The sequence below is a fragment of the Hydrogenophaga bisanensis genome, assembly GCF_042665135.1.
Classification (GTDB): Bacteria; Pseudomonadota; Gammaproteobacteria; order Burkholderiales; family Burkholderiaceae_C; genus Hydrogenophaga; species Hydrogenophaga bisanensis.
Genome location: NZ_JBHTBX010000002.1, coordinates 463,026 through 487,962 on the forward strand (window position 1 = coordinate 463,026; position 24,937 = coordinate 487,962).

The following is a 24,937-nucleotide window of genomic DNA, read 5'->3' on the forward strand; positions in this document are numbered from 1 at the left end:
CGTCCGGACCATCATGCGTCACGCCCCATCGGTGATCCATCCGGTGGGGCGTTCGTCTTTTCTGGCGCGGCTCCTCATCGTTCTGGCTGTCATTGGCCTGCTCATGATTCTGGCGTGGCTGGCTTCGGCGGGCAACACCGGATCGGTATGGGCAGTGGCAGGCACCTCCCTGCTGGTGTGGGTGCTCTGGTGTTTCTGGGCGTTCTCCGTGTGGCGGCGCGGTCCTGAGGGACGTCTGGAGTGGCGGGCGGGGGAACCCGAGGTGGCGGGGTGGTACTGGCATGCCATGGCGCGAGACACCGGCATTCCGCTGGATGGAGCGCCGGTTCAGACCCTGGAACTGCCGGGTGTGGTGCTGGTGCGGTTCCCCGGGTTCTGGCTGTGGCTGGAGGAAGCCTCGGGACGTCGGACCTGGTGGCCCTTGCGCCGGGCCTTGAAGGCTTGCCAGGAACGTTCATAGCCCCGGTGCCTTGGGGCTGAAGACCGATGGGGTATATTTCCCGGCCAATCTGAATGCCGCATGAGAACCAACGACACCACGGCTGCGCCTTCCTCCGACAGTGATGCCTTGCTGGTGCAACGCACGTTGGCTGGCGAGATGCGGGCCTACGAACTCCTGGTGCTCAAGTACCAGCGCCGGGTCGAGCGCCTGATCGGGCGCATGGTTCGTGATGTGGATCTGGTTCAGGATATCGCACAGGAAACCTTCATCCGTGCCTACCGGGCCCTCGGTCAGTTTCGTGGGGATGCCCAGTTCTACACCTGGCTGTATCGCATCGCGGTCAACACCGCCAAAAAACAGTTGATGGAGCTCAAGCGGGATCCGCTGGTGTTCCAGTCTGCGCTCAAGTCGGCCGAAGAAGATGAAACTTCCTCGTCCGAACGCGAACTAACCCACGGAGCGACCGACGGTGAGACGCCTGAGGCGATTCTGGCCAGCAAGGAGATTGCTGAGGCGGTCAATGCGGCCATGGAAGCCCTGCCCGAGGAACTGCGCATGGCCATCACCCTGCGTGAAATCGAAGGTATGAGCTACGAAGAGATCGCCCAAGCGCTTGATTGTCCGATCGGGACGGTCCGTTCGCGGATCTTTCGAGCCCGGGAGGCGATATCGGCCCGTATCAAGCCCATGCTGGATCGCCAGGGGGGCAAGCGGTGGTAGTTCGTTGGGAAAGTTCAGTTTTTCAGGATGTCAGTCATGGATGCCAGCTCGGATAGTCAGCGCCACCCGTCAGGGGAGGATGCCGCGGTCGGTGTGCAATTGCAGCAGATGTCGGCTTGCCTGGATGGTGAGCTGTCCGATGCGGAGTTTTCCGACGTGCTGCAGTGCCTGGATCGCCAGTCAGGCGGATCGATGCGCCAGTCTTGGACGGCCTACCACCTGATCGGCGAAAGCCTCCGGGGTGAGATGGCGGGCCATCGCGGTCTCGCTCCCGCCGATTTCCTGGCGGGCGTCCGTGGCCGGCTGGCTGAAGATGCCCAGGCGGAGGTGGTGCCCCCATCGTTGCCTTTGCCGGACGTCAGTCAGCCCCTGGTGAGGGGCAAGGCCGCCAATGACGCGGTTTTCCGCTGGAAGATGGTGGCGGGTCTGGCGTCGGTGGCCGCCGTGATGGCCGTCACCTGGGGGGTCTTGGGCACAGGTCCCTCAGGGGTCAGTGGTCCGGTGATGGCGCAGCGGGGTGGCGAGGTCTCACCGGTGGTGGCCGTCAGCGCGACGCCCGCCCAGGAAAGTACAACGACTGTCGCGGTCGAAACTCCCCAGGGTACGATCATCCGGGATGCCCGTTTGCAGCAATTGCTGGCCGATCACCGTCAGAATGGGATGTCTGCCCTTCAGATGCCGGCGGGTTTCCTGCGAAACGCCACGCACGACAATGCTCGCGGCCGTTGAGAGTACAGGCTGATGCAGGCGATCTTTCTTCATCCATTGCTGTTCATGCGCTCTTGGCTGACGGGAACTCCGAGACGATGGGGGGCCGCTTCCATGGTGGCTCTGTCGATGGGCTGGTGCGGTGTGGCCGCGGCCGAGTCTTCCCGCAGCATCAACGAATGGCTGAGCCGGATGCACGAAGCCTCCAGGCAAAGGGCTTATGTGGGCACTCTCGTGGTGTCTGCCGGTCCGGCCATGTCGGCCTCCCGGATCTGGCATGTCTGTGACGGCACCCAGCAGATGGAGCGAGTGGAGACCTTGACCGGCGCGCCACGGACCACGATCCGCCGCAACAGCGAGGTGATCACTTTCGACACCGAAGCAAAGGTGGCATGGACCGAGAAACGGGAGTCGCTGGGGCTGTTCCCTGAGTTGCTGCGTACTCCCAGCAACCTCATTCCCGACTTCTATGCCGTGCGAGAGCAGGCGCCTGAACGCGTGGCCGGCCACGTGTCCGACGTGATTGAACTGCAGCCCAAGGACAAGCTGCGGTTTGCCTACCGCATCTGGGCCGAGAAGAAAACCGGTCTGGTGATGAAACTCCAGACGCTGGATGAGCGCCACCAGGTGCTTGAGCAGGTAGCTTTCACCGAGCTCCAGTTGGATGCCCCGGTGCGGATGGACAAGCTCAAGAAGCAGATGGCCGACACCAGGGGCTATGAAGTCCTCAAGCCCTCCTTGCGCAAGACCACCCCCGAGGCAGAGGGCTGGCGCCTGCGCGAGCCCGTGCCAGGGTTCCAGTCCATGAGTTGCCACGTGCGCGAGAGCGAGGGCTCGGCGGCAGGGGCTGCGCCCATGCAATGGGTCTTCTCCGACGGTCTGGCTTCGGTCTCGCTCTTCCTGGAGCCGTATGACCCCAAACGACACGTGGAAGAAGGTCAAGCCGCCACCGGCGCCACCCACTCGCTCACACGACGAATGGGTGAACATTGGCTGACGGCGATGGGTGAGGTGCCCATGTCCACACTCAAGCGATTTGCCCAGAACCTGGAACGCGCGCGCTGACACTGCCCAGGCGCGAGTCACCCGGTCAGATGACCCTGTTTTTTCGGGAGTACCATGAAGACGACTTTCGTCATGCATCGCGCATTGCTTTCTGTCGCGGGCGCTTTGGTGCTGGGGGGGGCACTGTCACTGCCTGTGGCGGCCCATGCCCAGTCTGCGCCTAACCCGCTCGTCCGCGGCCTGCCAGACTTTACTGATCTGGTGGAGCAGGTCGGACCATCGGTGGTCAACATCCGCACCCTTGAGCGCGCCACTGCAGACCCTGGCAGCGGAGGGCCGGACGAACAGATGCTGGAGTTCTTCAGGCGCTTCGGCATTCCGGTACCGCCGGGGGGCGCTACGCCCAGAGGCCCACGCCAGGACAGGGGTGGTGCGGAAGAGGCGGTGCCCCGTGGGGTGGGTTCCGGATTCATTCTCAGCAGCGACGGGCTGATCATGACCAATGCCCACGTGGTCGATGGTGCGGATGAACTGGTGGTGACGCTGCCCGACAAACGTGAGTTCAAGGCCCGCATCGTCGGCACCGATCGCCGCACGGACGTCGCGGTGGTCAAGATCGATGCCAACGGACTCAACGCCGTGCGGGTGGGTGACGTCAATCGCCTGCGGGTGGGGGAGTGGGTGATGGCCATCGGCTCTCCCTTCGGTCTCGAGAACACGGTGACCGCCGGCATCGTCAGTGCCAAGAAGCGCGACACGGGCGATTTTCTTCCCTTCATCCAGACAGACGTGGCCATCAATCCTGGCAACTCCGGCGGCCCGCTGATCAACATGCGGGGCGAGGTCGTGGGCATCAACAGTCAGATCTACTCGCGCTCCGGTGGCTTCCAGGGCATCTCGTTTGCCATTCCCATTGATGAAGCCATGCGCGTGGCCGACCAGCTACGCAGCAACGGACGCGTGACCCGAGGCCGCATTGGCGTGCAGATCGACCAGGTCAGCAAGGAGGTCGCCGAATCCATCGGACTCGGGCAGCCGCGCGGTGCGCTGGTGCGTGCCGTGGAGCCCAACTCGCCCGCGGCCAAGGCGGGCGTTGAACCTGGCGACATCGTCATCCGGTTCGATGGCAAAGAGGTCGAGAAGTCTGTCGATCTGCCACGGATGGTCGGCAACACCCGTCCGGGTTCGCGCAGCAGCCTCACGGTCTTCCGCCGGGGTGCGCAAAAGGAATTGTCGGTCACGGTGGCGGAACTCGAACCTGACCGGCCTGAGCGCAAGGCGGCGGCTCCCGAGTCGCCCAAGTCTTCGGCCACCCTCAATGCCCAGTCGCTGGGCCTCACACTGGCCGAATTGACCGCTGCTCAGAAAAAGGAACTGAGCCTTCAGGGTGGGGTCAGGGTTCAGGCCGCTGACGGGCCCGCCGCACGAGCGGGTCTGCGCGAGGGAGACGTGATCCTCGCGATTGCGAACACCGAAACGCCCGGCCTCAAGGAGTTCGATGCGGTGCTCTCCCGCTTGGACAAGTCTCGCCCGGTCAATATCCTGTTCCGGCGCGGAGAGTGGGTACAGTACGTGGTGGTCAGGCCTGCGCGCTGACACGGCGAGACGACGTGATCAAGACAAACCGCCAATACCACCCACGCGGTGGGGGTTATTGGCGGGCGGATGCAGATTCGCGACGGTCAAGTTTTCTATCACCTCAAACACACCCATAGTTTTTGATTGTTAGTGAACGCTTGCACCATTTTCTTGAACGCGTCGGGATTCGATAGAATCGAACGCAAACCGGGACGTTGTTTTCGGACCAGGGGCCGTAGAGTCCACCATGCGGGATGTTCACAGTTTGTCCCAACCCCTTCCACAAGGGGTGCACAGGAATCGCCTGGAGGCTTGTGCATAAAATGTGGATAAAATCCCTTGTTGTTGCGCTGCAACGAGGCAGTATGCGGCTTGGCAGGGTGTGCAGAACGGGCTTTTTGCCTAAAATGAAACCCCAACTATCGCAGTTGCCATAGATTGTTGGTTACGGGCGCGTCGACACCAGACGCGCCCTTTTTTATGCACTCGCGCGGTAGCGCAGAGATGCAGTTTCTTCCTGTGCTCGCGTCCCACTTTCGATGAACCACATCCGCAATTTCTCCATCATCGCGCACATCGATCACGGCAAGTCCACGCTGGCTGATCGCATCATCTCCCGTTGCGGTGGCCTGTCGGATCGGGAGATGAGTGAGCAGGTGCTCGACTCCATGGACCTTGAAAAGGAGCGAGGCATCACGATCAAGGCCCAGACCGCTGCGCTGCAGTACAAGGCGCGGGACGGAAAGGTCTACAACCTCAACCTGATCGATACCCCCGGCCACGTGGACTTCTCGTATGAGGTCTCGCGCTCGCTGTCGGCTTGCGAAGGCGCGCTGCTGGTGGTCGATGCCAGCCAGGGTGTCGAGGCACAGACCGTGGCGAACTGCTACACCGCGCTGGACCTGGGTGTGGAGGTGCTGCCGGTTCTCAACAAGATGGACCTGCCGCAGGCCGACCCGGACAACGCGAAGCAGGAAATCGAGGACGTCATCGGCATTGATGCGACCGAGGCGGTGCCTTGCTCGGCCAAGACCGGCATGGGGGTGGAAGACATCCTGGAGATGGTGGTCGCCAAGGTGCCGCCACCCCGGGGCAATCCCGACGCACCGCTGCGCGCCATGATCATCGACAGCTGGTTCGACAACTATGTGGGCGTGGTGATGCTGGTGCGGGTGGTGGACGGACGCCTGAACCGTGGCGACAAGATCAAGCTGATGGCCACCGAGTCGCTGTACAACGCCGAGAAGCTTGGGGTGTTCACGCCGCACAACGAGCCGCGCGAGTCGCTCAACGCGGGCGAGGTGGGCTACATCATCGCCGGCATCAAGGAACTCAAGGCCGCGAAGGTGGGCGACACGGTCACCGCCATCAAGACCAGCAGTGGCGCCAACCTCCCGTTTGCCACCGAGGCGCTTCCCGGTTTCAAGGAGGTCCAGCCGCAGGTGTTTGCCGGCCTGTACCCGTCCGAAGCCAGCGAGTACGACCAGTTGCGGGATGCGCTGGAGAAGCTGCAGCTCAATGACGCTGCGCTGCGCTACGAGCCCGAAGTGTCGCAGGCGCTTGGGTTCGGCTTCCGCTGCGGCTTTCTGGGGCTGCTGCACATGGAGATCGTGCAGGAACGCCTGGAGCGGGAGTTCGACCAGGACCTGATCACCACCGCACCCAGCGTGGTGTATGAAGTGGTCAAGGGCGATGGCGAGGTCATCATGGTGGAGAACCCGTCCAAGATGCCCGATGCCGGCCGTATCGAGGAGATCCGCGAGCCCATCGTGACCGTGCACCTGTACATGCCGCAGGAGTATGTGGGGGCGGTCATGACCCTGGCCAACCAGAAGCGCGGGGTCCAGCTGAACATGGCCTACCACGGCAAGCAGGTCATGCTGACCTACGAACTGCCGCTGGGCGAGATCGTGCTGGACTTCTTCGACAAGCTCAAGTCGGTCAGCCGCGGGTACGCGTCGATGGACTACGAATTCAAGGAGTACCGGGCGTCCGACGTGGTGAAGGTGGACATGTTGCTCAACGGCGAGAAGGTCGATGCCCTGTCGATCATCGTGCACCGCACGCAGGCGCAGTACCGTGGTCGCGCCGTGGCGGCCAAGATGCGCGAGATCATCAGCCGCCAGCAGTTCGACGTGGCCATTCAGGCGGCCATCGGCGGCAACATCATTGCGCGTGAAACCATCAAGGCGCTGCGCAAGAACGTGCTGGCAAAATGTTATGGGGGTGACATCACCCGCAAGCGCAAGCTTCTTGAGAAGCAGAAGGCAGGCAAGAAACGCATGAAACAGATCGGTTCGGTTGAAGTGCCGCAAGAAGCCTTCCTGGCCATCCTGCAGGTGGAGGAATGATGCAGGCTGTCATGGGAGGCATCACCGGGATGGTGCTGGCCGCTTTCGCGGCTTACGCAGGGGCTTGGTACTTCGGTTCGGTCGAGGGAAACTTTGCCCTCTTGCTCATGCTGGCCACCGTGGTCACGGGTGGCTATTGGATCGCCGAGCGGCTCTACTTCCTGCCGCAGCGAAAGAGGGCGGCAGAGAGATTCGACGCGGAGCGGAATGAACGTCTGAGCGCCTTGAAATCACAGGGCTTCCAGCCCGAGGCCTCCGATCAGGCCGCGGCCCAGCAGACCCGGCAGAAACTCCTGATGCAGCCCTGGTGGCTCGATTGGACTGCCGGCCTGTTTCCGGTCATTCTGGCCGTCTTTGTCCTGCGATCCTTCCTGTTCGAGCCCTTCAAGATTCCTTCGGGCTCCATGGTGCCCACCTTGCGGGTGGGCGACCTGATTCTGGTCAACAAGTTTCACTACGGCATCCGCATGCCGGTGTTCAACAACCTGCTGGTGGCCAACCATACCCCCGAGCGAGGGGATGTGATGGTGTTCCGGTACCCGCCGCAGCCCAGTCTGGACTACATCAAACGCGTCATCGGGGTGCCTGGCGACGAGGTCGCTTACCTGAACAAGCAGCTGACGGTCAACGGTCAGCCCGTGCCCAAGGAGCCCAAGAGCGACTTCTTTGATGGCGACTCGATGCGCTACTCCAAGCAATTCGGTGAGAAGCTGGACAGCAGGGTCTACAACACCCTCAACGACGATGACAGGCCCGCGTTTGTTGCCGGTGCCGCCGAGTTCCCCTACAGGGACAACTGCCGCTACAGCGTCGAAGGCGTGGTGTGCAAGGTGCCTCCCGGGCATTACTTCATGATGGGCGACAATCGGGACAACTCGCTCGACTCCCGCTACTGGGGCTTTGTGCCCGAGGCCAACATCGTGGGCAAGGCCTTTTTTGTCTGGATGAATTTCGGGGATCTTGGCAGGATCGGCAGTTTCGAGTGAGGCGAATCACATCAACCGGAGGAACGAGCATGCAACTTCAACGGCGGCAACGTGGACTGACTTTCATCGGACTTTTGTTTGTGGGAGCGATCGTCGCGTTTTCGGGCGTCATCGTCGCCCAGATCATTCCCACCTACCTGGAGTACATCTCCGTCGACAAGGCAGTGAAGAAGGCCGCCACCGGCACCACGGTTGCCGAAGTGCGTGCCACCTTCGACAAGGCGGCCCAGATTGATGACATCCGCTCCATTGCGGGCAAGGATCTGGATGTGGGCAAGCAGGGTGACAAGGTCATCGTTCGCTACTCCTATACCCGCGAAATCCATATCGGTGGGCCGGCCTACATCGTCATGAAGTACCAGGGAGACTCCAACCGATGACCATTCGGGGCCGGCACCGGCCGGCTATCTGGGGGTATTTCTGATGACCACCCTCGCAGCGCTTGAGCAGCGCCTCGGGCATCGGTTTGAACAGCAACGGCTGCTTGAACGGGCTGTGACCCACCGAAGTTTCTCGGCCGACCACAATGAACGGCTGGAATTTCTGGGTGACTCGGTCCTCAATCTGGCCATCTCCGGGCTGCTGTTCGAGCGCCTGGGGGACTTGCCTGAGGGAGATCTCTCCCGGGTGCGCGCCAACCTGGTCAGACAGGAAACCCTGTTTGAGATTGCCACCCGGCTGGATGTCTCGTCCAGCCTTCGTCTCGGGGACGGCGAGAAGCGATCAGGGGGACAGAAGCGTCCCTCCATCCTCGCGGATGCGCTGGAGGCGCTCATCGGCGCCGTGTACCTGGATGCAGGATTCGACGCTGCCAACTCGCTGGTGCGCCGGCTGTACGCTGGTCTGGAACTGCATGCCAGCATGCAGGCCATGGCCAAGGATCCCAAGACCGAGTTGCAGGAGTGGTTGCAGGCACGGAAGATGAAGTTGCCCGCCTACCGGGTGGTGGCCACGACCGGCGAGGCGCACCGTCAGACCTTCGACATCGAGTGTGCGGTGCCGGAAGCGGGGCTGGTGGAGCGCGGCATCGGGAGTTCCCGCCGTGCCGGTGAGCAGGCGGCCGCAGCCGCCATGCTCCAGACCCTGTTGGCACGTCAGTCACGTGTCGCCGCCAAGAAAGCCTGAACGAATGTCTATCCCCTCACGTCCCCCTACGCCCAGCCCGGCCGATCAGGACCTGGAAGCCATGCTGGCGCGCGCCCTGGGCAAGGACGACGCTACCGAGGCCTCTGCGCCACCTCCGGCCGAAGAGCCGGTCGAGGTGGACCCCGCTGATCAGCGCTGCGGGTTTGTTGCCATCGTGGGCAAGCCCAATGTGGGCAAATCCACGCTGCTCAATGCCCTGGTGGGCCAGAAGATCAGCATCACCTCCCGCAAGGCGCAGACCACAAGGCATCGCATCACCGGTTACCGGACGGTCGGCGCCAACCAGTTTGTCTTTGTCGACACGCCGGGATTCCAGACACGGCATGGCAACGCACTCAACCGATCGCTGAACAAGACGGTGCTGGGGGCGGTGGCCGATGTGGACCTGATCCTCTTTGTGGTGGAGGCAGGGCGTTTCAATCTGGCCGACGCCAAGGTGCTGGACCTGCTGCCCAAGGGCATTCCCGTGGTGTTGCTGGCCAACAAGTTTGACCTGATTCACCGGCGTGGTGAGCTGGCTCCCTGGCTGCGCAGCATGCAGGAGCGGCATGCCTTTGCCGAGTATGTGCCCATGTCGGCCAAGAACCCGCGGGATATCCAGCGGCTGTTTGCCATCTGCGAGAAGTACCTGCCGCAGCAGCCCTGGATGCACGACCCCGAGGAACTGACCGATCGCAGCGAGCGTTTCATGGCGGCCGAGATGGTGCGCGAGAAGCTGTTCCGTCTCACCGGCGATGAGTTGCCCTACACCTCGACGGTCATCATCGACAAGTTCGAGCAGGAAGGCGCGCTGCGCCGCGTGGCCGCCACCATCGTGGTCGAGCGCGAGGGACACAAGGGCATGGTCATCGGCGAGAAGGGCGAGAAGCTCAAGCGGATCGGGACCGAAGCCCGTCAGGAGCTGGAAAAACTCTGGGACTGCAAGGTGTTTCTCGAGCTGTGGGTCAAGGTCCGGTCCGGCTGGGCCGATGATGACGCCCGGGTCAGGTCCTTTGGCTACGAGTGACGCGGCATGGCCACGCGCCGGACTTCCGATGAGCCTGGCTTTGTCCTGCACCGCTACGACTGGAGCGAGTCCAGCCTGATCCTGGAGGTGTTCTCGCGACACCATGGTCGCCTGGCGCTGGTGGCCAAGGGCGTCAAGCGTCCCACTTCCCAGTTTCGAGCCGTGCTGTTGCCGCTGCAACCGATCCTTCTAGCGTGGGGGGGGGAAGCCGAGGTTCGCACACTCAAGTCGGCCCAGTGGCAGGGTGGTCATGTCATGCCGACCGGCGATGCCCTGCTGGCAGGCAGCTACCTCAATGAACTGCTGATGCGCCTGCTGGCGCGCGACGATCCCCACCCGCGTCTTTTCGATGACTATGCGCTGGCGGTTCAGCTGCTCGCCGAGCGCAGCGAAACCCAGTCTCTCGTGCTCCGAGCCTTCGAGCTCGTGCTGCTGCGTGAGACCGGGTTGCTGCCGGATCTTGCCCGCGAGGGCAGTTCGCTGGCCCCCCTGGATCCTGAGGGCGTCTATGTGCTTTCACCGGAGGCGGGCTTGCGGCCTGCCCACGAAAATGATGCTCATCCGGTGACCGGCGAGTGCTGGCTGGCGCTGCAGCAGGCACTGGCCACACCCGATGCCTTGCTCAATGCCATGAGGATCAGCATGGGGGTGATGCCGGCATTGCGTGCCCAATTGCGTACCTTGCTGCACTACCATAGTGGCGTTCGCACATTCCGTACGCGCCAGCTGATGCTGGACGTTCATGCGCTCTCGCGAGGGAAGGCCACCGGATCCCGGTCCGAGGCCCCCGCGTGATTTCACTTTTTCAGGACACACATGGCATCCGATCCGGTACCGCAAGGTTGCAAGACCGCCTTGTCGGTCAACCTCAACAAGGTCGCGCTGGTGCGCAATACCCGCCATCTGGGCATTCCCTCGGTCACCAAGGCGGCCACGCTGTGCCTGCAGGCGGGAGCGCGCGGCATCACCATTCACCCGCGTCCGGACGAGCGCCACATCCGGCGACATGACGTCTTTGATCTGGCCGAGCTGATGCGGGACTGGCCCGATCGCGAATTCAACATCGAGGGCAACCCGTTCCACAACCTCATGGACATCGCCCGGGATGTCCGGGCGCGGGGTCTTCCATTGCACCAGCTGACCTTCGTCCCGGACAGCGAAGGACAGTTCACCAGCGACCATGGCTGGGCCTTTCCGCAGGATGCGCAGCGTCTGGTCCCGGTGATCGCCGAGGCGAAGGCACTGGGTGCGCGCGTGAGCCTGTTCATGGACCCGGCACCTGAGCAGATGATCGGCGCCCATGCGGTGGGCGCTGACCGGGTCGAGCTGTACACCGAGCCCTATGCCGCGGCCTGGGTCGACCCGGCGTCCCGAGCCGAACAGCTGGAGCGTTACCGACGTGCGGCGCTGGCGGCGCAGGCCGCCGGGCTGGGCGTCAATGCCGGTCATGACCTCAACCGCGACAACCTGACCGAGTTTCTGCGCACCGTCCCAGGCGTGGACGAGGTGTCCATCGGCCATGCCTTGATCGCCGATGCGCTCGAACTGGGTTACGTGGATACCGTGTCGGCGTACAACCGCTGTATCGACCAAGCCTTCGCCTGAGATGATCTACGGCATAGGGACCGACATCTGTGACATCCGCCGTGTGCAAGCGGTGCTGGACAGACAGGGGGAACGCTTTGCGCAGCGGGTCCTGGGTGAGACGGAGCTGGCCGTCTGGCGCCAGCGGCGACAGCGATGGCCCAGGCGCGGTCTGAGCTATCTGGCCACCCGCTTTTCGGCCAAGGAGGCGTTCTCCAAAGCCATTGGATTGGGCATGCGCACGCCCATGACCTGGCGCGATTGCGAGATCCTGAACGAAGCAGGGGGCCGGCCGGTGATCGTGCTGCACGGCGCCTTGCGTGAATGGTTCGATGACCGTCGCCTGCGCGCGCATGTCACTGTGACCGATGAAACCGATTACGCCGCCACCTTCGTGGTGGTCGAGCAATCCTGAACGAAAAGGTCTGCGAACATGCATGCAGCACCCCTGATCATTGATGTGGCCGGCTTGCGGCTGAGCGACGATGACCGCCGCCGTCTCGATCATCCCTTGGTGGGCGGCGTCATTCTTTTCGGCCGCAACTGGCAGAACCGAAGGCAGTTGACCCAGTTGTGCCGGCAGATCAAGACCGTGAGGCGGGATCTGCTGATCGCGGTGGACCACGAAGGCGGTCGCGTGCAGCGTTTCCGGACCGACGGGTTTACGCACTTGCCTGCCATGGCGAGGCTGGGTCAGCTGTGGACGGGGTCCGGCAAAGGTCATGCGGCTGCGTCGGCGCTGTCCGCGATGAACGTGGCCACGGCCACCGGTTTTGTGCTTGGCGCCGAGCTCAGGGCCTGTGGGGTCGATCTCAGCTTCACACCGGTGCTGGACCTGGATTACGGGGAGAGTTCGGTCATCGGTGATCGCGCCTTGGCGCGTGATCCTTCGGTGGTGGCTGCCCTTGCGCAGGCGCTCATGCATGGCCTGCGCCGATCAGGCATGGCCAATTGCGGCAAACATTTTCCCGGGCACGGATTCGTGCGTGCCGATTCGCATGAAGCCATTCCGGTGGACCGGCGCAGCCTGACCGCGATCCTGGCCGAGGACGCGGCGCCGTACGGCTGGCTGTCGGCGAGCCTGGACGCGGTGATGCCCGCGCATGTGATCTACCCGCGCGTGGACACGCGACCTGCCGGGTTCTCGTCGCGATGGATCCGGGACATCCTGAGGGGACGACTCGGTTTCACCGGGGCGGTGTTCAGTGACGACCTGAGCATGGCCGCCGCCCGCCAGATCGAGGGCCGGCAGGTGAGCTTCACCGAGGCCGCCCTGGCCGCGCTGGGAGCGGGCGGTGACATGGTGCTGCTCTGCAACCAGTCGGTGGTGGACGGTGGTGCGCCCATTGACGACGCCATCGAGTCGCTTTCCCGGGCCGTGGTCGAAGGAACGTGGGTGCCGGATGCGGCCAGCGAAAGCCGCCGCCTCGCGCTCCTGTCACAAGGCGCGGCGCCCGACTGGGACGAATTGGTGATCAGCGAGCGCTACATGCAGGCGCTGGCACTGCTGCCCTGACAGCGCACCCAAGACTGAAGACGGGTTCAGCGCTCCACGCCCATGCGGTCGAGGAGGTCGGACACCAGCTCCAGTCGCAGCAGGGGATTGTCCAGGGTCATGAGTCGCTGCTTGACTTCCGGGGGCAGGGGCAGGAGTTCTGCCCACCGGTTGGCCACCCAGCCGCAGTCGTCCCACTGATAGGGGGGCTGCAAAGGCAGTTCGTTCATGGACGAAGGTTCGCGCTCCTGCAGGTTGGCCAGCACGCGTTGCAGGGCATCCCGGGTGCTCACCAGATGCTCCGGCACCGCGATGACCCGTTCCGCGGGGTCCAGCACCACATCGCCGACCCAAAGCCCGTGAGGCAGCTGGCGGCTGCTGCGGATGTGGAAGCGCTGTTGACCGCGGCAGTGGATGAGCATCAGTCCTGCCTGGGGGCGCTCCACCTGTTCAATGTGGGCCAGCGTGCCGATCGGGTGAAAGGCCTCGGCAGCGAAACCGGCCTGTCCGGGCGCCGCTGACGGGTCCAGGCGACGCACTTCGCTGCCCTCGGTCAGGCAGACCACGCCGAAGGGAGCGCCGGCCTTGATGCAGCGGTTGATCATGTCGAGGTATCTCACCTCGAAGATCCGCAGCGGCATCCAGCCGCCGGGAAACAGCACGGTCTGCAATGGAAACAGGGGAAGCTGCGTCAGGGTCAGCGGCGCAGCGGCGGATGCATCGCTCAATCGGGCACCACGGCGTCGGCGCTCTGGCGCTGGAGCATGGCCAGAATGCTGGCCACCTGGCTGCGCAACTCGCGGCGGTCACAGATGAAGTCGACGGCGCCTTTGGTCTGCAGGAACTCGGCCCGCTGGAAGCCCTCGGGCAGCTTCACACGCACGGTGTTCTCGATCACGCGGGGGCCGGCAAACCCGATCAGCGCCTTGGGCTCCGCAATCACCACGTCGCCGACAAAGGCGAAGCCGGCCGACACACCGCCCATCGTCGGGTCGGTCAGCACGCTGATATAGGGCAGGCCCTTCTTGGCCAGCCGAGTCAGCGATGCATTGGTCTTGGCCATCTGCATCAGGGACAGCAGACCCTCCTGCATGCGGGCGCCGCCGGTAGCGGTAAAGCAGACAAAAGGCACCTTCTGGGCAATGGCCTCTTCGACGCCGCGCACAAAGCGCTCGCCGACCACCGATCCCATCGAGCCGCCCATGAAGTCGAATTCGAAACAGGCGGTCACCAGGCTGATCCCCTGAACCGCACCACCCATCACGATGAGCGCGTCGGTCTCGCCGGTGACCTCCAGCGCTTCTTTCAGGCGCTCGGGGTACTTGCGGCTGTCCTTGAACTTCAGGGCATCGACCGGCAGCACTTCCTGGCCAATCTCATAGCGCCCTTCGGCGTCGAGGAAGGCGTTGAGACGGGCGCGCGCACCGATGCGGTGGTGGTGGCTGCAATGGGGGCAGACGTTCTGGTTTTTTTCCAGGTCGGTCTTGTAGAGCACCGCTTCGCAGCTGGGGCATTTGATCCAGAGCCCTTCGGGCACACTGCGCCGCTCGGCCGGATCGGTCTGGGTGATCTTGGGCGGCAGCAGTTTTTCGAGCCAGGACATGAACTTCTCCTTCAACGCCCAGGCGCTGGGCCCGGGAAAGATGCTGGATTATGCGTCCAGCGCTTTTCGTATCGTGCGCAGGAAATGGGCCGCCACCGGGATGACCTTTTCGTAAGGTTCATCCTCGATCAACTGGATCAGGCGGCTGCCGATGACCACCGCGTCAGCAGTCCGGCCAATCGCCTTGGCTGTGTCGGCATCTCGGATGCCAAAGCCCACGCCAACCGGAATGCTGACATGCCTGCGGATGCGCGGCAGCATGGCTTCCACCTGGCCGACGTCGAGCGTCCCTGCCCCGGTGACGCCTTTGAGGGACACATAGTAGACGTATCCGCTGGCCACCCTGGCCACCTGTGCCATGCGCTCGTCGGTCGAGGTGGGGGCCAGCAGGAAGATCAGGTCCATGCCCTGGTCGCGCAAGGCGGCGGCGAACTCCTCACACTCCTCGGGCGGGTAGTCGACCACAAGCACACCATCCACGCCGGCCGCGCCGGCATCCCGGACAAAGCTTCCCGCGCCGTGCTTCTGGTCGTATCGTTCGATCGGGTTGGCATAGCCCATCAGCACCACCGGGGTATGGGCATTGCGCTCGCGGAACTTGCGCACCATGGCCAACACCTGGACCAGGCCAATGCCCAGCGCCAGCGCACGGTCGCCGGCCTTCTGGATCACCGGGCCATCGGCCGACGGGTCGGAGAAGGGGATGCCCAGCTCGATGATGTCGGCGCCGGCTTCAGCCATGCCCTGCATCAGGTCGGGTGTGATGTCGGCGTAGGGGAAGCCGGCTGTGACGTAGGGAATCAGAGCCTTGCGGCCATCGGCCAGCAGGGTGGCCAGGGTGTGTTCGATACGGCTCATTTGGACACCTTGATGACGGCAGTTTCGGTACCACCCTTGACCGACTGGCCACGGCAGCTGGGACGGCAGTAGAAGTCCGCGTTGGACAGGTCGGCCACGGTGCCGATATCCTTGTCGCCTCTCCCTGAGAGGTTGACCAGAATGGACTGTGTCGGCTTCATGCCCTTGGCCATCTTCATGGCGTAGGCCACCGCATGGCTGGACTCCAGCGCCGGAATGATGCCTTCGGTCCGGCAGAGGTAGTGGAAGGCCTCCAGTGCCTCGGTATCGGAAATGCCGACATATTCCGCGCGACCGATGTCCTTGAGATAGGCATGCTCGGGTCCGACGCCAGGGTAGTCCAGCCCGGCACTGACGCTGTGTGTCTCGGTGACCTGGCCATTGTCGTCCTGCAGCACGTAGGTGCGATTGCCGTGCAGCACACCGGGGCTGCCCTTTTGCAGCGACGCCGAGTGCTTGCCGCTGTCCAGACCTTCGCCCGCGGCTTCCACCCCGATCAGGCGTGTGCTTTCAAACGGGATGTACGGGTGGAAGATGCCCATGGCGTTGCTACCACCGCCCACGCAGGCCACCACCGCGTCAGGCTGTTCGCCAGCGCACCCGGCCTCCCGGAGCATCTCGGGCATCTGCACGAGGCATTCCTCGCCAATCACGCTCTGGAAGTCCCTCACCATCATCGGATAGGGATGGGGGCCGGCGACCGTGCCGATGATGTAGAAAGTGTTGTCCACATTGGCCACCCAGTCGCGCATTGCCTCATTGAGCGCATCCTTGAGCGTCTTGCTGCCGGACTCGACCGGCACCACCGTGGCGCCCAGCAGTTTCATGCGGTAGACGTTGGGGCTCTGGCGTTTGACGTCTTCGCTGCCCATGTAGACCACGCACTCCAGACCATAGCGGGCGCAGATGGTGGCCGTGGCCACGCCGTGCTGCCCTGCGCCGGTCTCGGCAATGATGCGCGGTTTGCCCATGCGTTTGGCGAGCATGGCCTGCCCAATCACGTTGTTGATTTTGTGGGCGCCGGTGTGATTCAGGTCTTCGCGCTTGAGGAAGATTTGCGCACCGCCCATTTCGCGACTGGTGCGCTCCGCGTGATACACCGGACTGGGGCGGCCGACGAAGTGCTTGAGTTCCTTGCGGAATTCGGTCAGAAACGCCGGATCGTGCTGATACTTCGCGTATGCAGCCTTGAGTTCGTTGATGGCGTGAGTCAGGGTCTCGCTCACGAAGCTGCCGCCGTAGATGCCGAAGTGGCCGCGGGCGTCAGGTTGCTGGTAGGCGTAGGTCATGGGGTGTCTTTCGGGGTTTTGGCCCGGCTGCACCCGTGGGTGTCAGCTGTGGCTGGGGGACTGTCTGGCGTCTGCCGCCCTGACGGCGGCGACAAAAGCGCGCATTCGGGCGCTGTCCTTGATGCCTTTGAGTGGCTGACCGTCAGGCCCGATGGCCTCGACGCCGGAGCTCACATCAACGGCCCAAGGCCGCACGATGGCCATGCCATCGGTCACGTTTGCAGGCGTGAGTCCACCAGACAAAACGAGGCGAGAGCTGGCGTTTAGTCGCTGGTGTGACCACGGGAAGGCTGTCCAGTCGAAAGATTGTCCGCCGCCGCCGTAGCCGTCGACGTGGGCGTCGAGCAGGAGAGCCTGGGCATTGGCGTAGTCATCCGCATATTTTAGGAGATCGAAGCGGGCGCCGTCAGGGCCCGGGGGAATCCTTGCCGCCCGGATGAAAGGTCTGCCCACTGCCGCACAGTCGGAAGGGCTTTCATCGCCATGGAACTGCAGCAGGGCGTGTGGAACCGCCGCCACGGCTTGCGCGATGAACGCCGGGTCGGCGTTGACGAACAGCAGCACCGGCGTGACAAAGGGCGGCAAACGCCGAGCCAACTCGCTGGCGCGCTCGGGGGTGACAAATCTCGGGCTGCGCGGATACAGCACGAAGCCGATGGCGTCGGCCCCGGCGCGCACCGCGTCGTCCACATCGGCCTCGCGGGTCAGGCCGCAGATCTTGATCCGGGTCATGAGGGTCAGGGCAACCAGTCGAAAGCAGGGGTACGGACCGGCAGTCCGAACGCCTCATCATAGACCGGACCCAGAAAGTAAAGGCCGTCGGGGGAAAAGGTTGGTGCCGCAGCGTCCCTGTCCCGGGCGGCCAGCACCTCCGCCATCCAGGCGGCAGGACGGTTGCCAGAGCCGATGTAAATCAGGCAGCCCATGATGTTGCGGATCATGTGGTGCAGGAAGGCGGTGGCCTCGAACTCGAAGCGCCAGTAGGCGCCGCGGCGCGCGATGTCGATGCGCAGCATCTCTTTCACCGGGGTGTGGGCCTGGCACTGGGACGCGCGAAACGAGGTGAAGTCGTGCTCGCCCAGCAGGGTTCTGGCCGCCTGTTGCATGGCCTCGATGTCCAGGGGTCTGAACACCCAGCCAACCTGGCCCTGATCGATGCTGGGCCGCACCGGGGACTCCAGCAGGACGTAGGCATAGCGCCTGGAACGCGCACTCGCCCTTGCATGGAACCGGTCCGGGACCTCGCGGGCCCATTGAACGGCGATATCGGGTGGCAGAAAGCTGTTCGTACCCCGTACCCAGGCGTTCTCCGGCCGTGCAACAGGGCTGTCGAAATGAACCACCTGGTTCAGGCCGTGGACGCCCGCATCCGTACGGCCCGCGCACAGGGTGTGGACCTCCGGCACGGCCAGAAGCGCCGCCAGTGCCTTCTCCAGGTGATCCTGCACGGTGCGACCCGACGGCTGGCTCTGCCAGCCGTCGTAGGCACCACCGTGGTAACTGACGCCGAGTGCGATCCGCAATGGCGATGCGCTCAGGAGAGATCGGCCAGGAAGGTGCTGGCCTTGGTCTTGAGGGTGCCGGTGGCCTCGGCCAGGACTTCCTCGGCCAGTGAGCGAGCGCCTTCCAGGTCACCGATGGCACGGAACTCTTCGGCCAGCGACAGCTTGGTTTCAAGGGGGTTCTCGCCACCGGGGTCAACGTTGTCAGCGGCCGTGTCTTCGGTTGCCGGCCCGAGGTCGAGGTTGATTTCGTCCAGATCGAAGGAGAGCATTTCGCCGCCGGTGGTGGCCGGCGCGGGCGCTGGGGCCGAGGCGGGCGGGGCCTCTTCCAGTGGGACAGGTAGGGAATCCTGGAGATCCAGAATGTCGAGCGATTCGTTGGGGTCAAAGGTCGGGGCCTCTGCCGCAGGTGCAGGCGCAGCGGACACCAGAGGGGCAGGGTCGGACGGGAAGTCCAGATCGAAGTCCATCGAGCGTGAGGCGGGGCCTTCTGCAGTGGCGGGTTCCTGGGTGAGGGAATCTGTCGATCCCAGGTCATCCAGCCGGGACACCGCGGCAGGCGCGGCTGTGGGTTCGACCGGCGCGCTCGTGTCGAGACCCAGGTCAAGGTCCAGATCGAGATCGGCCGGGACAGACAGGGCATCTTCCTGGCCCAGCGTGCTCGCGCCGAACGGCACCGTGTTGGGTGCGGCATAGGCTGTCGAAGCGCCAGCGCCAGCGCCAGCGCCAGCGGCGGCGGCAACCATGCCTGCGGGCTTGCCACCCGGCTGGTACAGCGGGTTGCCCGGATCCAGCTCGCGGCCGAGTTCGCAGGCACGCTCCCACTCAGGGCCCTGACCCTGTGTCAGGCTGAATGCCTCGGTCGCCACCACTTCGAACGCACGCGTGTCCCGGCGCTTGGCGTAAATCTCCAGCAGCTTGTTGTGGATGGCCACGCGTGTCGGTGTGCTGCGCATGGCTTCCTTGAGGATCTCCTCGGCCTGCAGATCACGCCCGTACGCAAGGTACACATCAGCTTCGGCAACCGGGTCCACGTCGCCGGCCGCGTCGAGCTGGCTGGGCGAGTAGACCATGGACGACCCGGAAACCGAAGCCTCGGTGGTGTCGATGCGCTGACCACCGCTGGAGCCGAAGAAGGAATCGGGCTGCAGGCGGCTCTCCAGGAAGGAACTGTCTACCGGTGCATTCTTTTTCCGCTGGCGCATGCGGTAAAAGCCAAAGCCGGCCAGCAGGGCAAGAAGGCCACCTGCGGCAGGCAGCACCAAGGGGTTCTCCACCAGGCTGGACACGAAAGAGGGCTCTTCCGGTGCAGGGGCTGGCACAGCTATTGGCTTCTTGGGCGGTACGGGGGCTGCGGCCGCCGGCGGGGGCGGCTCCACCGGGGCCGCTGCGGGTGTTGCCGATGCATCGGCAGGGGCAGGCGCAGTGGCGGCGGGGTCAGCGGCCGCCGGAGTGGATGCCTCCACCGCCACGGTGCCTGGTGCAGTTGATGCGGGAGCCGCCGGCGAGGCAGGCACTGCCGGCGTCGCCGCCGTGCTGGCTGCTGTCGGGGCAGCAGCGGGCGGTGTCAGCTTGGACAGATCATTCACGTTGCGGGACAGCTCAGCGACACGCGTCTCGGTCTCTTGCTTCTGGCGCTGCTGGGCAATCTGCGCTTCATTGCCGTCATTGGTGCCGGGTTTGGACAGTGTCAGCTTGTCCTGCGCGGTGGCGGCAGGCTTCTTGTCTTCCACCTGTGTCTGGATCTGGCCGGATGCCTGCCGGTCGGCGGCGGCGACGGCAGCCGGTGCGGCGGTCGACGCCAGGCGACGGCGGAATTCGTTGAAGTCCCGGCTCTGGGACACGATGGTCTGGCGGGCTTCCGCCGCAGGAATCGACGATGCCGCAGCTGCGTCGGGCATATCGAGCACGGCGCCCGCCTTGATGCGGTTGACGTTGCCTCCGATGAAGGCCTGCGGATTGCTGCGCAGCATCGCCACCAGCATCTGGTCCAGGGATACCTCGGCAGGCCGATATGCTTCGGCAAGTCGTCCCGCGGTATCACCCGCCTTGACCCGCACTTGCCCTCCGCTGCTTTCGGCGCGTGGAGCTGGTGCCGCTGTTTGACGCTGGGCAGCCTGAGGGGCGCGGGTATCCTGCGATGGGACACTTCCCGGCGCTGGACGTGTCTGTGTCGCTGCGGGCGCAGCGACGGCCGCCGGCGTCCTGGCACCAGTGCCGCCAGCCACGGGCGGGAGAGGTGCAGGTGCAGGGCGCGGGCTCGGCGGATCGAACAGCATCGTGTAGTCACGAACCACACGGCCTGCTGCCCAGTTGGCTTCCACGATCAGGTCCATGAATGGCTCGGTGACGGGCCGTGTGCTCGTGACGCGAAGGAAAGCCCGACCGTCTGCACTGCGTTGCAGGACGATGTTCACACTGGCCGCCACTGACGTGAGTTCCATGCCCGCAGCTCTGTAGGCCGCCGGTGAGCCCACACTGACCCGCAGGCTCGCAGCCTCTTCGGCGGTGATCTCGGGGACCTCGATGTCGGCTCGTAGAGGCTCTCCCAGCGCCGACTGCACCACCACACGGCCCAACGCCAGCGCGTGGGCATCCAGCGGTTGTGCGAGGCCACTGCACAGCATCACGGCGGCAGCCACCGCATGCAGGCGAGCCCAGCCCCTCGCAGAAGTAACCGGTGTTTCAGCAGAAGGAGCTTGGTGGGAATGGGTGATTGTGGGCACGGGAACCTCGACGTGATAAACCGAGAAAAGACCTTAACATCAACGTATTACGGTGACAAGCTGAGAATCAGCTTGAGTTTCCGGGCAGGCCGTTGATCGGCTGCCGGCGCCGTTTGTCGTTGCTAGTTCACAACGAAAAAGCCGGCGCGTGGCCGGCTTTTTCGGGGTACTGAGAACTATGTAACGGTCTGTGGCCTCTTGGCTTACGCATCCAGCAGGATACGCAGCATGCGGCGCAGCGGCTCGGCGGCGCCCCACAGCAACTGGTCGCCGATGGTGAAGGCGCCGACGTACTCGGGGCCCATCGCCAGCTTGCGGATACGACCGACCGGGATGGTCATGGTGCCGGTCACGGCCACCGGGGTCAGGTCCTTGATGGTGGCTTCACGCGTGTTGGGCACCACCTTGGCCCACGGGTTGTCGGCAGCGATCATCGCCTCGATGTCGGCCACCGGCACATCCTTCTTCAGCTTGAAGGTCAGCGCCTGGCTGTGGCAGCGCATGGCACCCACGCGCACGCAGAAACCGTCGACCGGGATCGGCGCCGAGCCGAAGCCCTCGCCCAGCCCCAGGATCTTGTTGGTCTCGGCCATGCCCTTCCACTCTTCCTTGGACTGGCCGTTGCCCAGGTCCTTGTCGATCCAGGGAATCAGGCTGCCGCCCAGCGGCACGCCGAAGTTGGCGGTCTCGGCGCCGCTCAGGCTGCGCTGCTTGGCGATCACCTTGCGGTCGATTTCCAGAATGGCGCTCTTGGGGTCATCCAGCAGGGCCTTCACTTCGGCGTTCAGCGTACCGTACTGCGTCAGCAGTTCGCGCATGTGCTGGGCGCCGCCACCGGAAGCGGCCTGGTAGGTCTGGGTGCTCATCCACTCGACCAGTCCGGCCTTGTACAGCGCACCCACGCCCATCAGCATGCAGCTGACCGTGCAGTTACCGCCAATCCATTCCTTGCCCCCATTGGCCAGTGCGTTCTTGATGACCGGCATGTTGACCGGGTCGAGGACAATGACCGCGTCCTTTTCCATGCGCAGGGCAGAGGCGGCGTCGATCCAGTGGCCGTTCCAGCCGGCAGCGCGCAGCTTGGGGTAGACCTCGTTGGTGTAGTCCCCGCCCTGGCAGGTGATGATGATCTCGCAGCGCTTGAGGGCGTCGATGTTGTTCGCGTCCTGCAGCGTGGTCTCGTTCTTGGCCATCGCCGGGGCTTTGCCGCCGGCGTTTGAGGTCGAGAAGAACAGTGGCTCGATCAGGTCGAAGTCTTTTTCCTCGACCATGCGATCCATCAACACGGAGCCGACCATGCCACGCCAGCCGACCAGACCAACCAACTTGCTCATTTGAAAACGCCCTTTCAAGTTAAGAAACAGTGCCCGACCGGCCTGTCTGCCCCGGCTCGTCTGGCCAGGGAGGGCGCACGACGATACCGGAGCTGGATCAGCCCTTAATGGTCGTGGTTTTGATGGTGGTTGCGCGCGCAGCCACACCCGCCGGGGCGGCGGGTGAGAGGTTCAGGGCGAACGGGCGAGCGACACACATATGGAGATTCTAACGCAGGCTGCCTTGATGGAGCCTTACGCCGGTGTGGGCATTGTCCCAGACACAGGGGCGGCGGCGGTGTCTTTGAATCGCAGAGCAATCGCGCGAAACTGGTCTTCCTGAAGCAGAAATGCGTCGACCAGCAGCGGATCAAATTTGGCACCCGACAGCTTTTTGATTTCTTCAGACGCCTCTTCGTGCGTCCAGGATTTCTTGTAGACACGTGTTGTGGTGAGGGCATCGTAGTTGTCAGCGAGGGCCATCAGTCTGGCCTCCAGTGGAATCTGGTGCGCCTGGAGGTGCCGCGGATAACCACTGCCATCCCAGTTCTCATGGTGTCCGCCGGCGATACGTGCCGCTACCGATACGACCGATTGCGGGTCCTCGTTGCTATCGCGCATGGCGTTCAGTGTTGCCTCACCGATCAGGGCATGTGTGCGCATGATCTGCATCTCGTCGTCCGTGAGACGACCCGGCTTCTTGAGAATCGCGTCCGGAATGCCTATTTTGCCCAGATCATGCATCGGTGCGGCCTTCACGGTGGTTTCCACGAACGATTCGTTCAATTGGTCAGAGTACGCATTCATCGCGCGGAGGCCGTCTGCCAATGCACGGATGTACAACTGGGTACGAACGATGTGTTCGCCAGTTTCTTCGTCGCGGTATTTCGCCAGCTTAGACAAAGCTTCAATGACCTGTTCGCGTGATCTCGCGTGGTCCTTCCTTCTCAGCTGATGCATGTCCTGAATGACCGACAGCATCTGCCGGTTCACCAAGACACTGTCCGTCACATCTTCGTAGGTTCGGATGTGGCCCCCGTCATCAGCAGGTGCGACCGTGACCTTCAGATACCGTCCCTTGTTGTTTTTTCGTATGTAGTATCCGAACACCTCTCCTTGGCCCAGGCGAGCCAGGAGCGACTCCTTGGCGCCGTCATCGTCTGTCTCTGACGGGATGGACCTCCACTGCCGATCGTACAGCTGGATGGTCTCCACGCTTTGCGCGGTCAGCTCACCGCGACGACGCAGGAACGTGAGCAGATCTGCTTCCGGAACACCCGCTTTGATCAGGTCGTCAGGAAGATCAAGCAACTCGGACACTCTCTGATTCGATACCGTGATCTTCCCGTCTGCGTCAACCAGCATCACGCCGTAGACCAGTGACCGAATGCTGTTGTTGAGCGTGGTACGAGTGCTGTGCAGGTCCTCCAGGGTCTGGCGCATCAGCGAGAAGAAGATCTGGAAGATGATGATGATCACCGACCCAATGGTGATGGTGCGGTAGATCTGGAACGACGTGACCGATTCCCGAGCGGTCATGATGAGCACAAACACCGCCAGGGAGGCGCCAGCGAGGGCGCTGGCCTGCCATGGCTTTAGCCTGATGAAGGCCAGAAACGTCAATACTGGCCACATGGCTGCCGCTGCAGGGTTGGTGACCCAGGCGCTCGCGCCGATGGACGCATATCCCATCAGGATCAGGCCAGTACCGGCCGGGCCGTGTACCTTCTGGATACTGAGTCTGCGGCTCTCGATGGCGGTCAGGGCGAATGCGGTGCCGAGCATCCAGACCACAGGGTCACTTGGGTTGCCGCCGGTGTTGTAGAGACGGATCAGCAACAGAAGAGGGATCGCCAGCCAGAAGGAGTAAAGAATTCTCCTTTCGATATCCAGCCAGACGGTGTTGGCAGCCAACGTTGCTATTGTGCTTCTTGAGGTCACGGTGTTGCTCCCGACAGGTCCACGCCAACGAATGGCTTGCTGGATTCCCGCCCAGTTCGCGTGGCGCCGATCCGGACCGAATACGTGAATCCAGCTGGCCCCTTCCATGAGGGAAGGATGATCCCGAATGTACGCTTGTGGTAAGAGGGGTCACCCTGATTGATGACTTCGATCGATACGGGAAGGACCGGCAGCGCACGCAGACGCGCACGCATCCAGTAGGCGCGTGTGCGTGTCAGCACGGAGATGGCTGTTTCGATCCGGGTTTGCTCCCAGAGCGGAGCATCCACTTCTGCCGCGAGATAGGGAGAGATGACATCACCCCTCGCTCGGTTCTGCGCATCGTTCGGGGTGAGTTGTGTGTACCGGACATCCAGGCCGGCATACGCGGCGTAGTTTGCAGTTTCCGTTCGGCCCAGATGACCGATGCCGTAGCTGGCGCCGGGAGCCAACCCGTGGATGGTGATCTCTCCCGATTGATAGGCATAGCGTACGTGATCCAGCCAAAACCGATGGACCCAGCCTTGCCCCAAGGCTCGCCCATCTGCCGGGACCAAGCGACCCAGATAGGCGTAGCTGGCGCCAGACTGTGCTTGCAGGCCAGCCAGCCACAGATCCTGACCCAGAGCATGAGTGGTCAGGAGTATCAGCGGCAGGGATGCACAAAGACGGGCGATCTGCATG

Annotated in this window: 24 protein-coding genes; 14 read left to right on the forward strand and 10 right to left on the reverse strand. The window is 63.5% G+C overall.

Annotated features, from left to right (window positions below; translation table 11 throughout):
* The first annotated feature begins 13 nt into the window (after positions 1-13).
* The 14 genes from ACFQNJ_RS04885 to nagZ all read left to right on the forward strand — a co-directional run bounded on the left by ACFQNJ_RS04885 (position 14) and on the right by nagZ (position 13,042).
* Positions 14-460 carry a hypothetical protein gene (locus tag ACFQNJ_RS04885; RefSeq protein WP_374640713.1) on the forward strand — a complete coding sequence of 149 codons (447 nt, stop codon included), beginning with the start codon at positions 14-16 and terminating at the stop codon, positions 458-460.
* Between the two features lie 60 nt (positions 461-520).
* Positions 521-1,162, forward strand: a complete 642-nt coding sequence (gene rpoE / locus ACFQNJ_RS04890) for an RNA polymerase sigma factor RpoE (RefSeq protein WP_374640714.1) — start codon at positions 521-523, stop codon at positions 1,160-1,162.
* A gap of 36 nt (positions 1,163-1,198) precedes the next feature.
* Positions 1,199-1,891, forward strand: coding sequence for a sigma-E factor negative regulatory protein (locus ACFQNJ_RS04895; RefSeq protein WP_382254374.1), 693 nt, complete (start codon positions 1,199-1,201; stop codon positions 1,889-1,891).
* Positions 1,892-1,984: 93 nt separating this feature from the next.
* A complete protein-coding gene (locus ACFQNJ_RS04900) occupies positions 1,985-2,935 on the forward strand; it encodes a MucB/RseB C-terminal domain-containing protein (RefSeq protein ID WP_382254376.1) in 951 nt (316 codons plus the stop codon).
* 54 nt (positions 2,936-2,989) lie between these two features.
* Complete coding sequence (locus ACFQNJ_RS04905) at positions 2,990-4,471, forward strand: DegQ family serine endoprotease (RefSeq protein WP_382254378.1); 1,482 nt, start codon at positions 2,990-2,992, stop codon at positions 4,469-4,471.
* A gap of 521 nt (positions 4,472-4,992) precedes the next feature.
* Entirely contained in the window at positions 4,993-6,804 is a 1,812-nt protein-coding gene (gene lepA / locus ACFQNJ_RS04910) for a translation elongation factor 4 (RefSeq protein WP_374640718.1), read from the forward strand.
* 11 nt (positions 6,805-6,815) lie between these two features.
* On the forward strand, positions 6,816-7,790 hold the full coding sequence (gene lepB, locus ACFQNJ_RS04915; RefSeq protein ID WP_374640719.1) for a signal peptidase I: 975 nt from the start codon (positions 6,816-6,818) through the stop codon (positions 7,788-7,790).
* Between the two features lie 29 nt (positions 7,791-7,819).
* Positions 7,820-8,170, forward strand: coding sequence for a DUF4845 domain-containing protein (locus ACFQNJ_RS04920; RefSeq protein WP_382254382.1), 351 nt, complete (start codon positions 7,820-7,822; stop codon positions 8,168-8,170).
* Positions 8,171-8,213: 43 nt separating this feature from the next.
* On the forward strand, positions 8,214-8,915 hold the full coding sequence (gene rnc, locus ACFQNJ_RS04925; protein ID WP_382254385.1) for a ribonuclease III: 702 nt from the start codon (positions 8,214-8,216) through the stop codon (positions 8,913-8,915).
* Between the two features lie 4 nt (positions 8,916-8,919).
* Positions 8,920-9,942, forward strand: coding sequence for a GTPase Era (gene era, locus ACFQNJ_RS04930; protein WP_382254388.1), 1,023 nt, complete (start codon positions 8,920-8,922; stop codon positions 9,940-9,942).
* A gap of 6 nt (positions 9,943-9,948) precedes the next feature.
* Positions 9,949-10,737, forward strand: a complete 789-nt coding sequence (recO, locus tag ACFQNJ_RS04935; protein WP_382254390.1) for a DNA repair protein RecO — start codon at positions 9,949-9,951, stop codon at positions 10,735-10,737.
* 21 nt (positions 10,738-10,758) lie between these two features.
* Entirely contained in the window at positions 10,759-11,547 is a 789-nt protein-coding gene (locus ACFQNJ_RS04940) for a pyridoxine 5'-phosphate synthase (protein WP_382254393.1), read from the forward strand.
* Position 11,548: 1 nt separating this feature from the next.
* Positions 11,549-11,941, forward strand: a complete 393-nt coding sequence (gene acpS, locus ACFQNJ_RS04945) for a holo-ACP synthase (protein ID WP_382254395.1) — start codon at positions 11,549-11,551, stop codon at positions 11,939-11,941.
* Positions 11,942-11,959: 18 nt separating this feature from the next.
* On the forward strand, positions 11,960-13,042 hold the full coding sequence (gene nagZ, locus ACFQNJ_RS04950) for a beta-N-acetylhexosaminidase (RefSeq protein WP_382254396.1): 1,083 nt from the start codon (positions 11,960-11,962) through the stop codon (positions 13,040-13,042).
* Between the two features lie 26 nt (positions 13,043-13,068).
* Here nagZ and ACFQNJ_RS04955 read toward each other — a convergent pair whose 3' ends face one another.
* The 10 genes from ACFQNJ_RS04955 to bcsS all read right to left on the reverse strand — a co-directional run bounded on the left by ACFQNJ_RS04955 (position 13,069) and on the right by bcsS (position 24,936).
* A complete protein-coding gene (locus ACFQNJ_RS04955; protein WP_382254397.1) occupies positions 13,069-13,749 on the reverse strand; it encodes an LON peptidase substrate-binding domain-containing protein in 681 nt (226 codons plus the stop codon).
* Entirely contained in the window at positions 13,746-14,624 is an 879-nt protein-coding gene (accD, locus tag ACFQNJ_RS04960; protein ID WP_374640728.1) for an acetyl-CoA carboxylase, carboxyltransferase subunit beta, read from the reverse strand. The genes ACFQNJ_RS04955 and accD overlap by 4 nt, the downstream gene beginning before the upstream one ends.
* Before the next feature lie 48 nt (positions 14,625-14,672).
* Entirely contained in the window at positions 14,673-15,482 is an 810-nt protein-coding gene (gene trpA, locus ACFQNJ_RS04965) for a tryptophan synthase subunit alpha (protein WP_374640729.1), read from the reverse strand.
* Positions 15,479-16,771 carry a tryptophan synthase subunit beta gene (trpB, locus tag ACFQNJ_RS04970; protein ID WP_382254400.1) on the reverse strand — a complete coding sequence of 431 codons (1,293 nt, stop codon included), beginning with the start codon at positions 16,769-16,771 and terminating at the stop codon, positions 15,479-15,481. The genes trpA and trpB overlap by 4 nt, the downstream gene beginning before the upstream one ends.
* 42 nt (positions 16,772-16,813) lie before the next feature.
* Positions 16,814-17,503, reverse strand: a complete 690-nt coding sequence (locus tag ACFQNJ_RS04975) for a phosphoribosylanthranilate isomerase (RefSeq protein WP_382254403.1) — start codon at positions 17,501-17,503, stop codon at positions 16,814-16,816.
* A gap of 5 nt (positions 17,504-17,508) precedes the next feature.
* Positions 17,509-18,294 carry a tRNA pseudouridine(38-40) synthase TruA gene (gene truA, locus ACFQNJ_RS04980; protein ID WP_382254406.1) on the reverse strand — a complete coding sequence of 262 codons (786 nt, stop codon included), beginning with the start codon at positions 18,292-18,294 and terminating at the stop codon, positions 17,509-17,511.
* Between the two features lie 11 nt (positions 18,295-18,305).
* Positions 18,306-20,915 carry a FimV/HubP family polar landmark protein gene (locus ACFQNJ_RS04985; RefSeq protein ID WP_382254409.1) on the reverse strand — a complete coding sequence of 870 codons (2,610 nt, stop codon included), beginning with the start codon at positions 20,913-20,915 and terminating at the stop codon, positions 18,306-18,308.
* Positions 20,916-21,202: 287 nt separating this feature from the next.
* Complete coding sequence (gene asd / locus ACFQNJ_RS04990) at positions 21,203-22,333, reverse strand: aspartate-semialdehyde dehydrogenase (RefSeq protein WP_374640734.1); 1,131 nt, start codon at positions 22,331-22,333, stop codon at positions 21,203-21,205.
* Positions 22,334-22,567: 234 nt separating this feature from the next.
* Positions 22,568-24,226: an HD domain-containing phosphohydrolase gene (locus ACFQNJ_RS04995; protein ID WP_382254413.1), complete on the reverse strand. Its 1,659-nt coding sequence runs from the start codon at positions 24,224-24,226 to the stop codon at positions 22,568-22,570.
* A gap of 23 nt (positions 24,227-24,249) precedes the next feature.
* Positions 24,250-24,936, reverse strand: coding sequence for a cellulose biosynthesis protein BcsS (gene bcsS, locus ACFQNJ_RS05000; RefSeq protein ID WP_382254416.1), 687 nt, complete (start codon positions 24,934-24,936; stop codon positions 24,250-24,252).
* Position 24,937 lies beyond the last annotated feature (1 nt).

Excerpts from the sequence above, each read along its gene's own strand:
- ACFQNJ_RS04885 (WP_374640713.1), top strand. The coding sequence starts at position 14 with ATGCGTCACGCCCCATCGGTGATCCATCCGGTGGGGCGTTCGTCTTTT.
- rpoE (WP_374640714.1), top strand. The coding sequence starts at position 521 with ATGAGAACCAACGACACCACGGCTGCGCCTTCCTCCGACAGTGATGCC.
- ACFQNJ_RS04895 (WP_382254374.1), top strand. The coding sequence starts at position 1,199 with ATGGATGCCAGCTCGGATAGTCAGCGCCACCCGTCAGGGGAGGATGCC.
- ACFQNJ_RS04900 (WP_382254376.1), top strand. The coding sequence starts at position 1,985 with ATGGTGGCTCTGTCGATGGGCTGGTGCGGTGTGGCCGCGGCCGAGTCT.
- ACFQNJ_RS04905 (WP_382254378.1), top strand. The coding sequence starts at position 2,990 with ATGAAGACGACTTTCGTCATGCATCGCGCATTGCTTTCTGTCGCGGGC.
- lepA (WP_374640718.1), top strand. The coding sequence starts at position 4,993 with ATGAACCACATCCGCAATTTCTCCATCATCGCGCACATCGATCACGGC.
- lepB (WP_374640719.1), top strand. The coding sequence starts at position 6,816 with ATGGGAGGCATCACCGGGATGGTGCTGGCCGCTTTCGCGGCTTACGCA.
- ACFQNJ_RS04920 (WP_382254382.1), top strand. The coding sequence starts at position 7,820 with ATGCAACTTCAACGGCGGCAACGTGGACTGACTTTCATCGGACTTTTG.
- rnc (WP_382254385.1), top strand. The coding sequence starts at position 8,214 with ATGACCACCCTCGCAGCGCTTGAGCAGCGCCTCGGGCATCGGTTTGAA.
- era (WP_382254388.1), top strand. The coding sequence starts at position 8,920 with ATGTCTATCCCCTCACGTCCCCCTACGCCCAGCCCGGCCGATCAGGAC.
- recO (WP_382254390.1), top strand. The coding sequence starts at position 9,949 with ATGGCCACGCGCCGGACTTCCGATGAGCCTGGCTTTGTCCTGCACCGC.
- ACFQNJ_RS04940 (WP_382254393.1), top strand. The coding sequence starts at position 10,759 with ATGGCATCCGATCCGGTACCGCAAGGTTGCAAGACCGCCTTGTCGGTC.
- acpS (WP_382254395.1), top strand. The coding sequence starts at position 11,549 with ATGATCTACGGCATAGGGACCGACATCTGTGACATCCGCCGTGTGCAA.
- nagZ (WP_382254396.1), top strand. The coding sequence starts at position 11,960 with ATGCATGCAGCACCCCTGATCATTGATGTGGCCGGCTTGCGGCTGAGC.
- accD (WP_374640728.1), bottom strand. The coding sequence starts at position 14,624 with ATGTCCTGGCTCGAAAAACTGCTGCCGCCCAAGATCACCCAGACCGAT.
- trpA (WP_374640729.1), bottom strand. The coding sequence starts at position 15,482 with ATGAGCCGTATCGAACACACCCTGGCCACCCTGCTGGCCGATGGCCGC.
- trpB (WP_382254400.1), bottom strand. The coding sequence starts at position 16,771 with ATGACCTACGCCTACCAGCAACCTGACGCCCGCGGCCACTTCGGCATC.
- ACFQNJ_RS04975 (WP_382254403.1), bottom strand. The coding sequence starts at position 17,503 with ATGACCCGGATCAAGATCTGCGGCCTGACCCGCGAGGCCGATGTGGAC.
- asd (WP_374640734.1), bottom strand. The coding sequence starts at position 22,333 with ATGAGCAAGTTGGTTGGTCTGGTCGGCTGGCGTGGCATGGTCGGCTCC.
- bcsS (WP_382254416.1), bottom strand. The coding sequence starts at position 24,936 with ATGCAGATCGCCCGTCTTTGTGCATCCCTGCCGCTGATACTCCTGACC.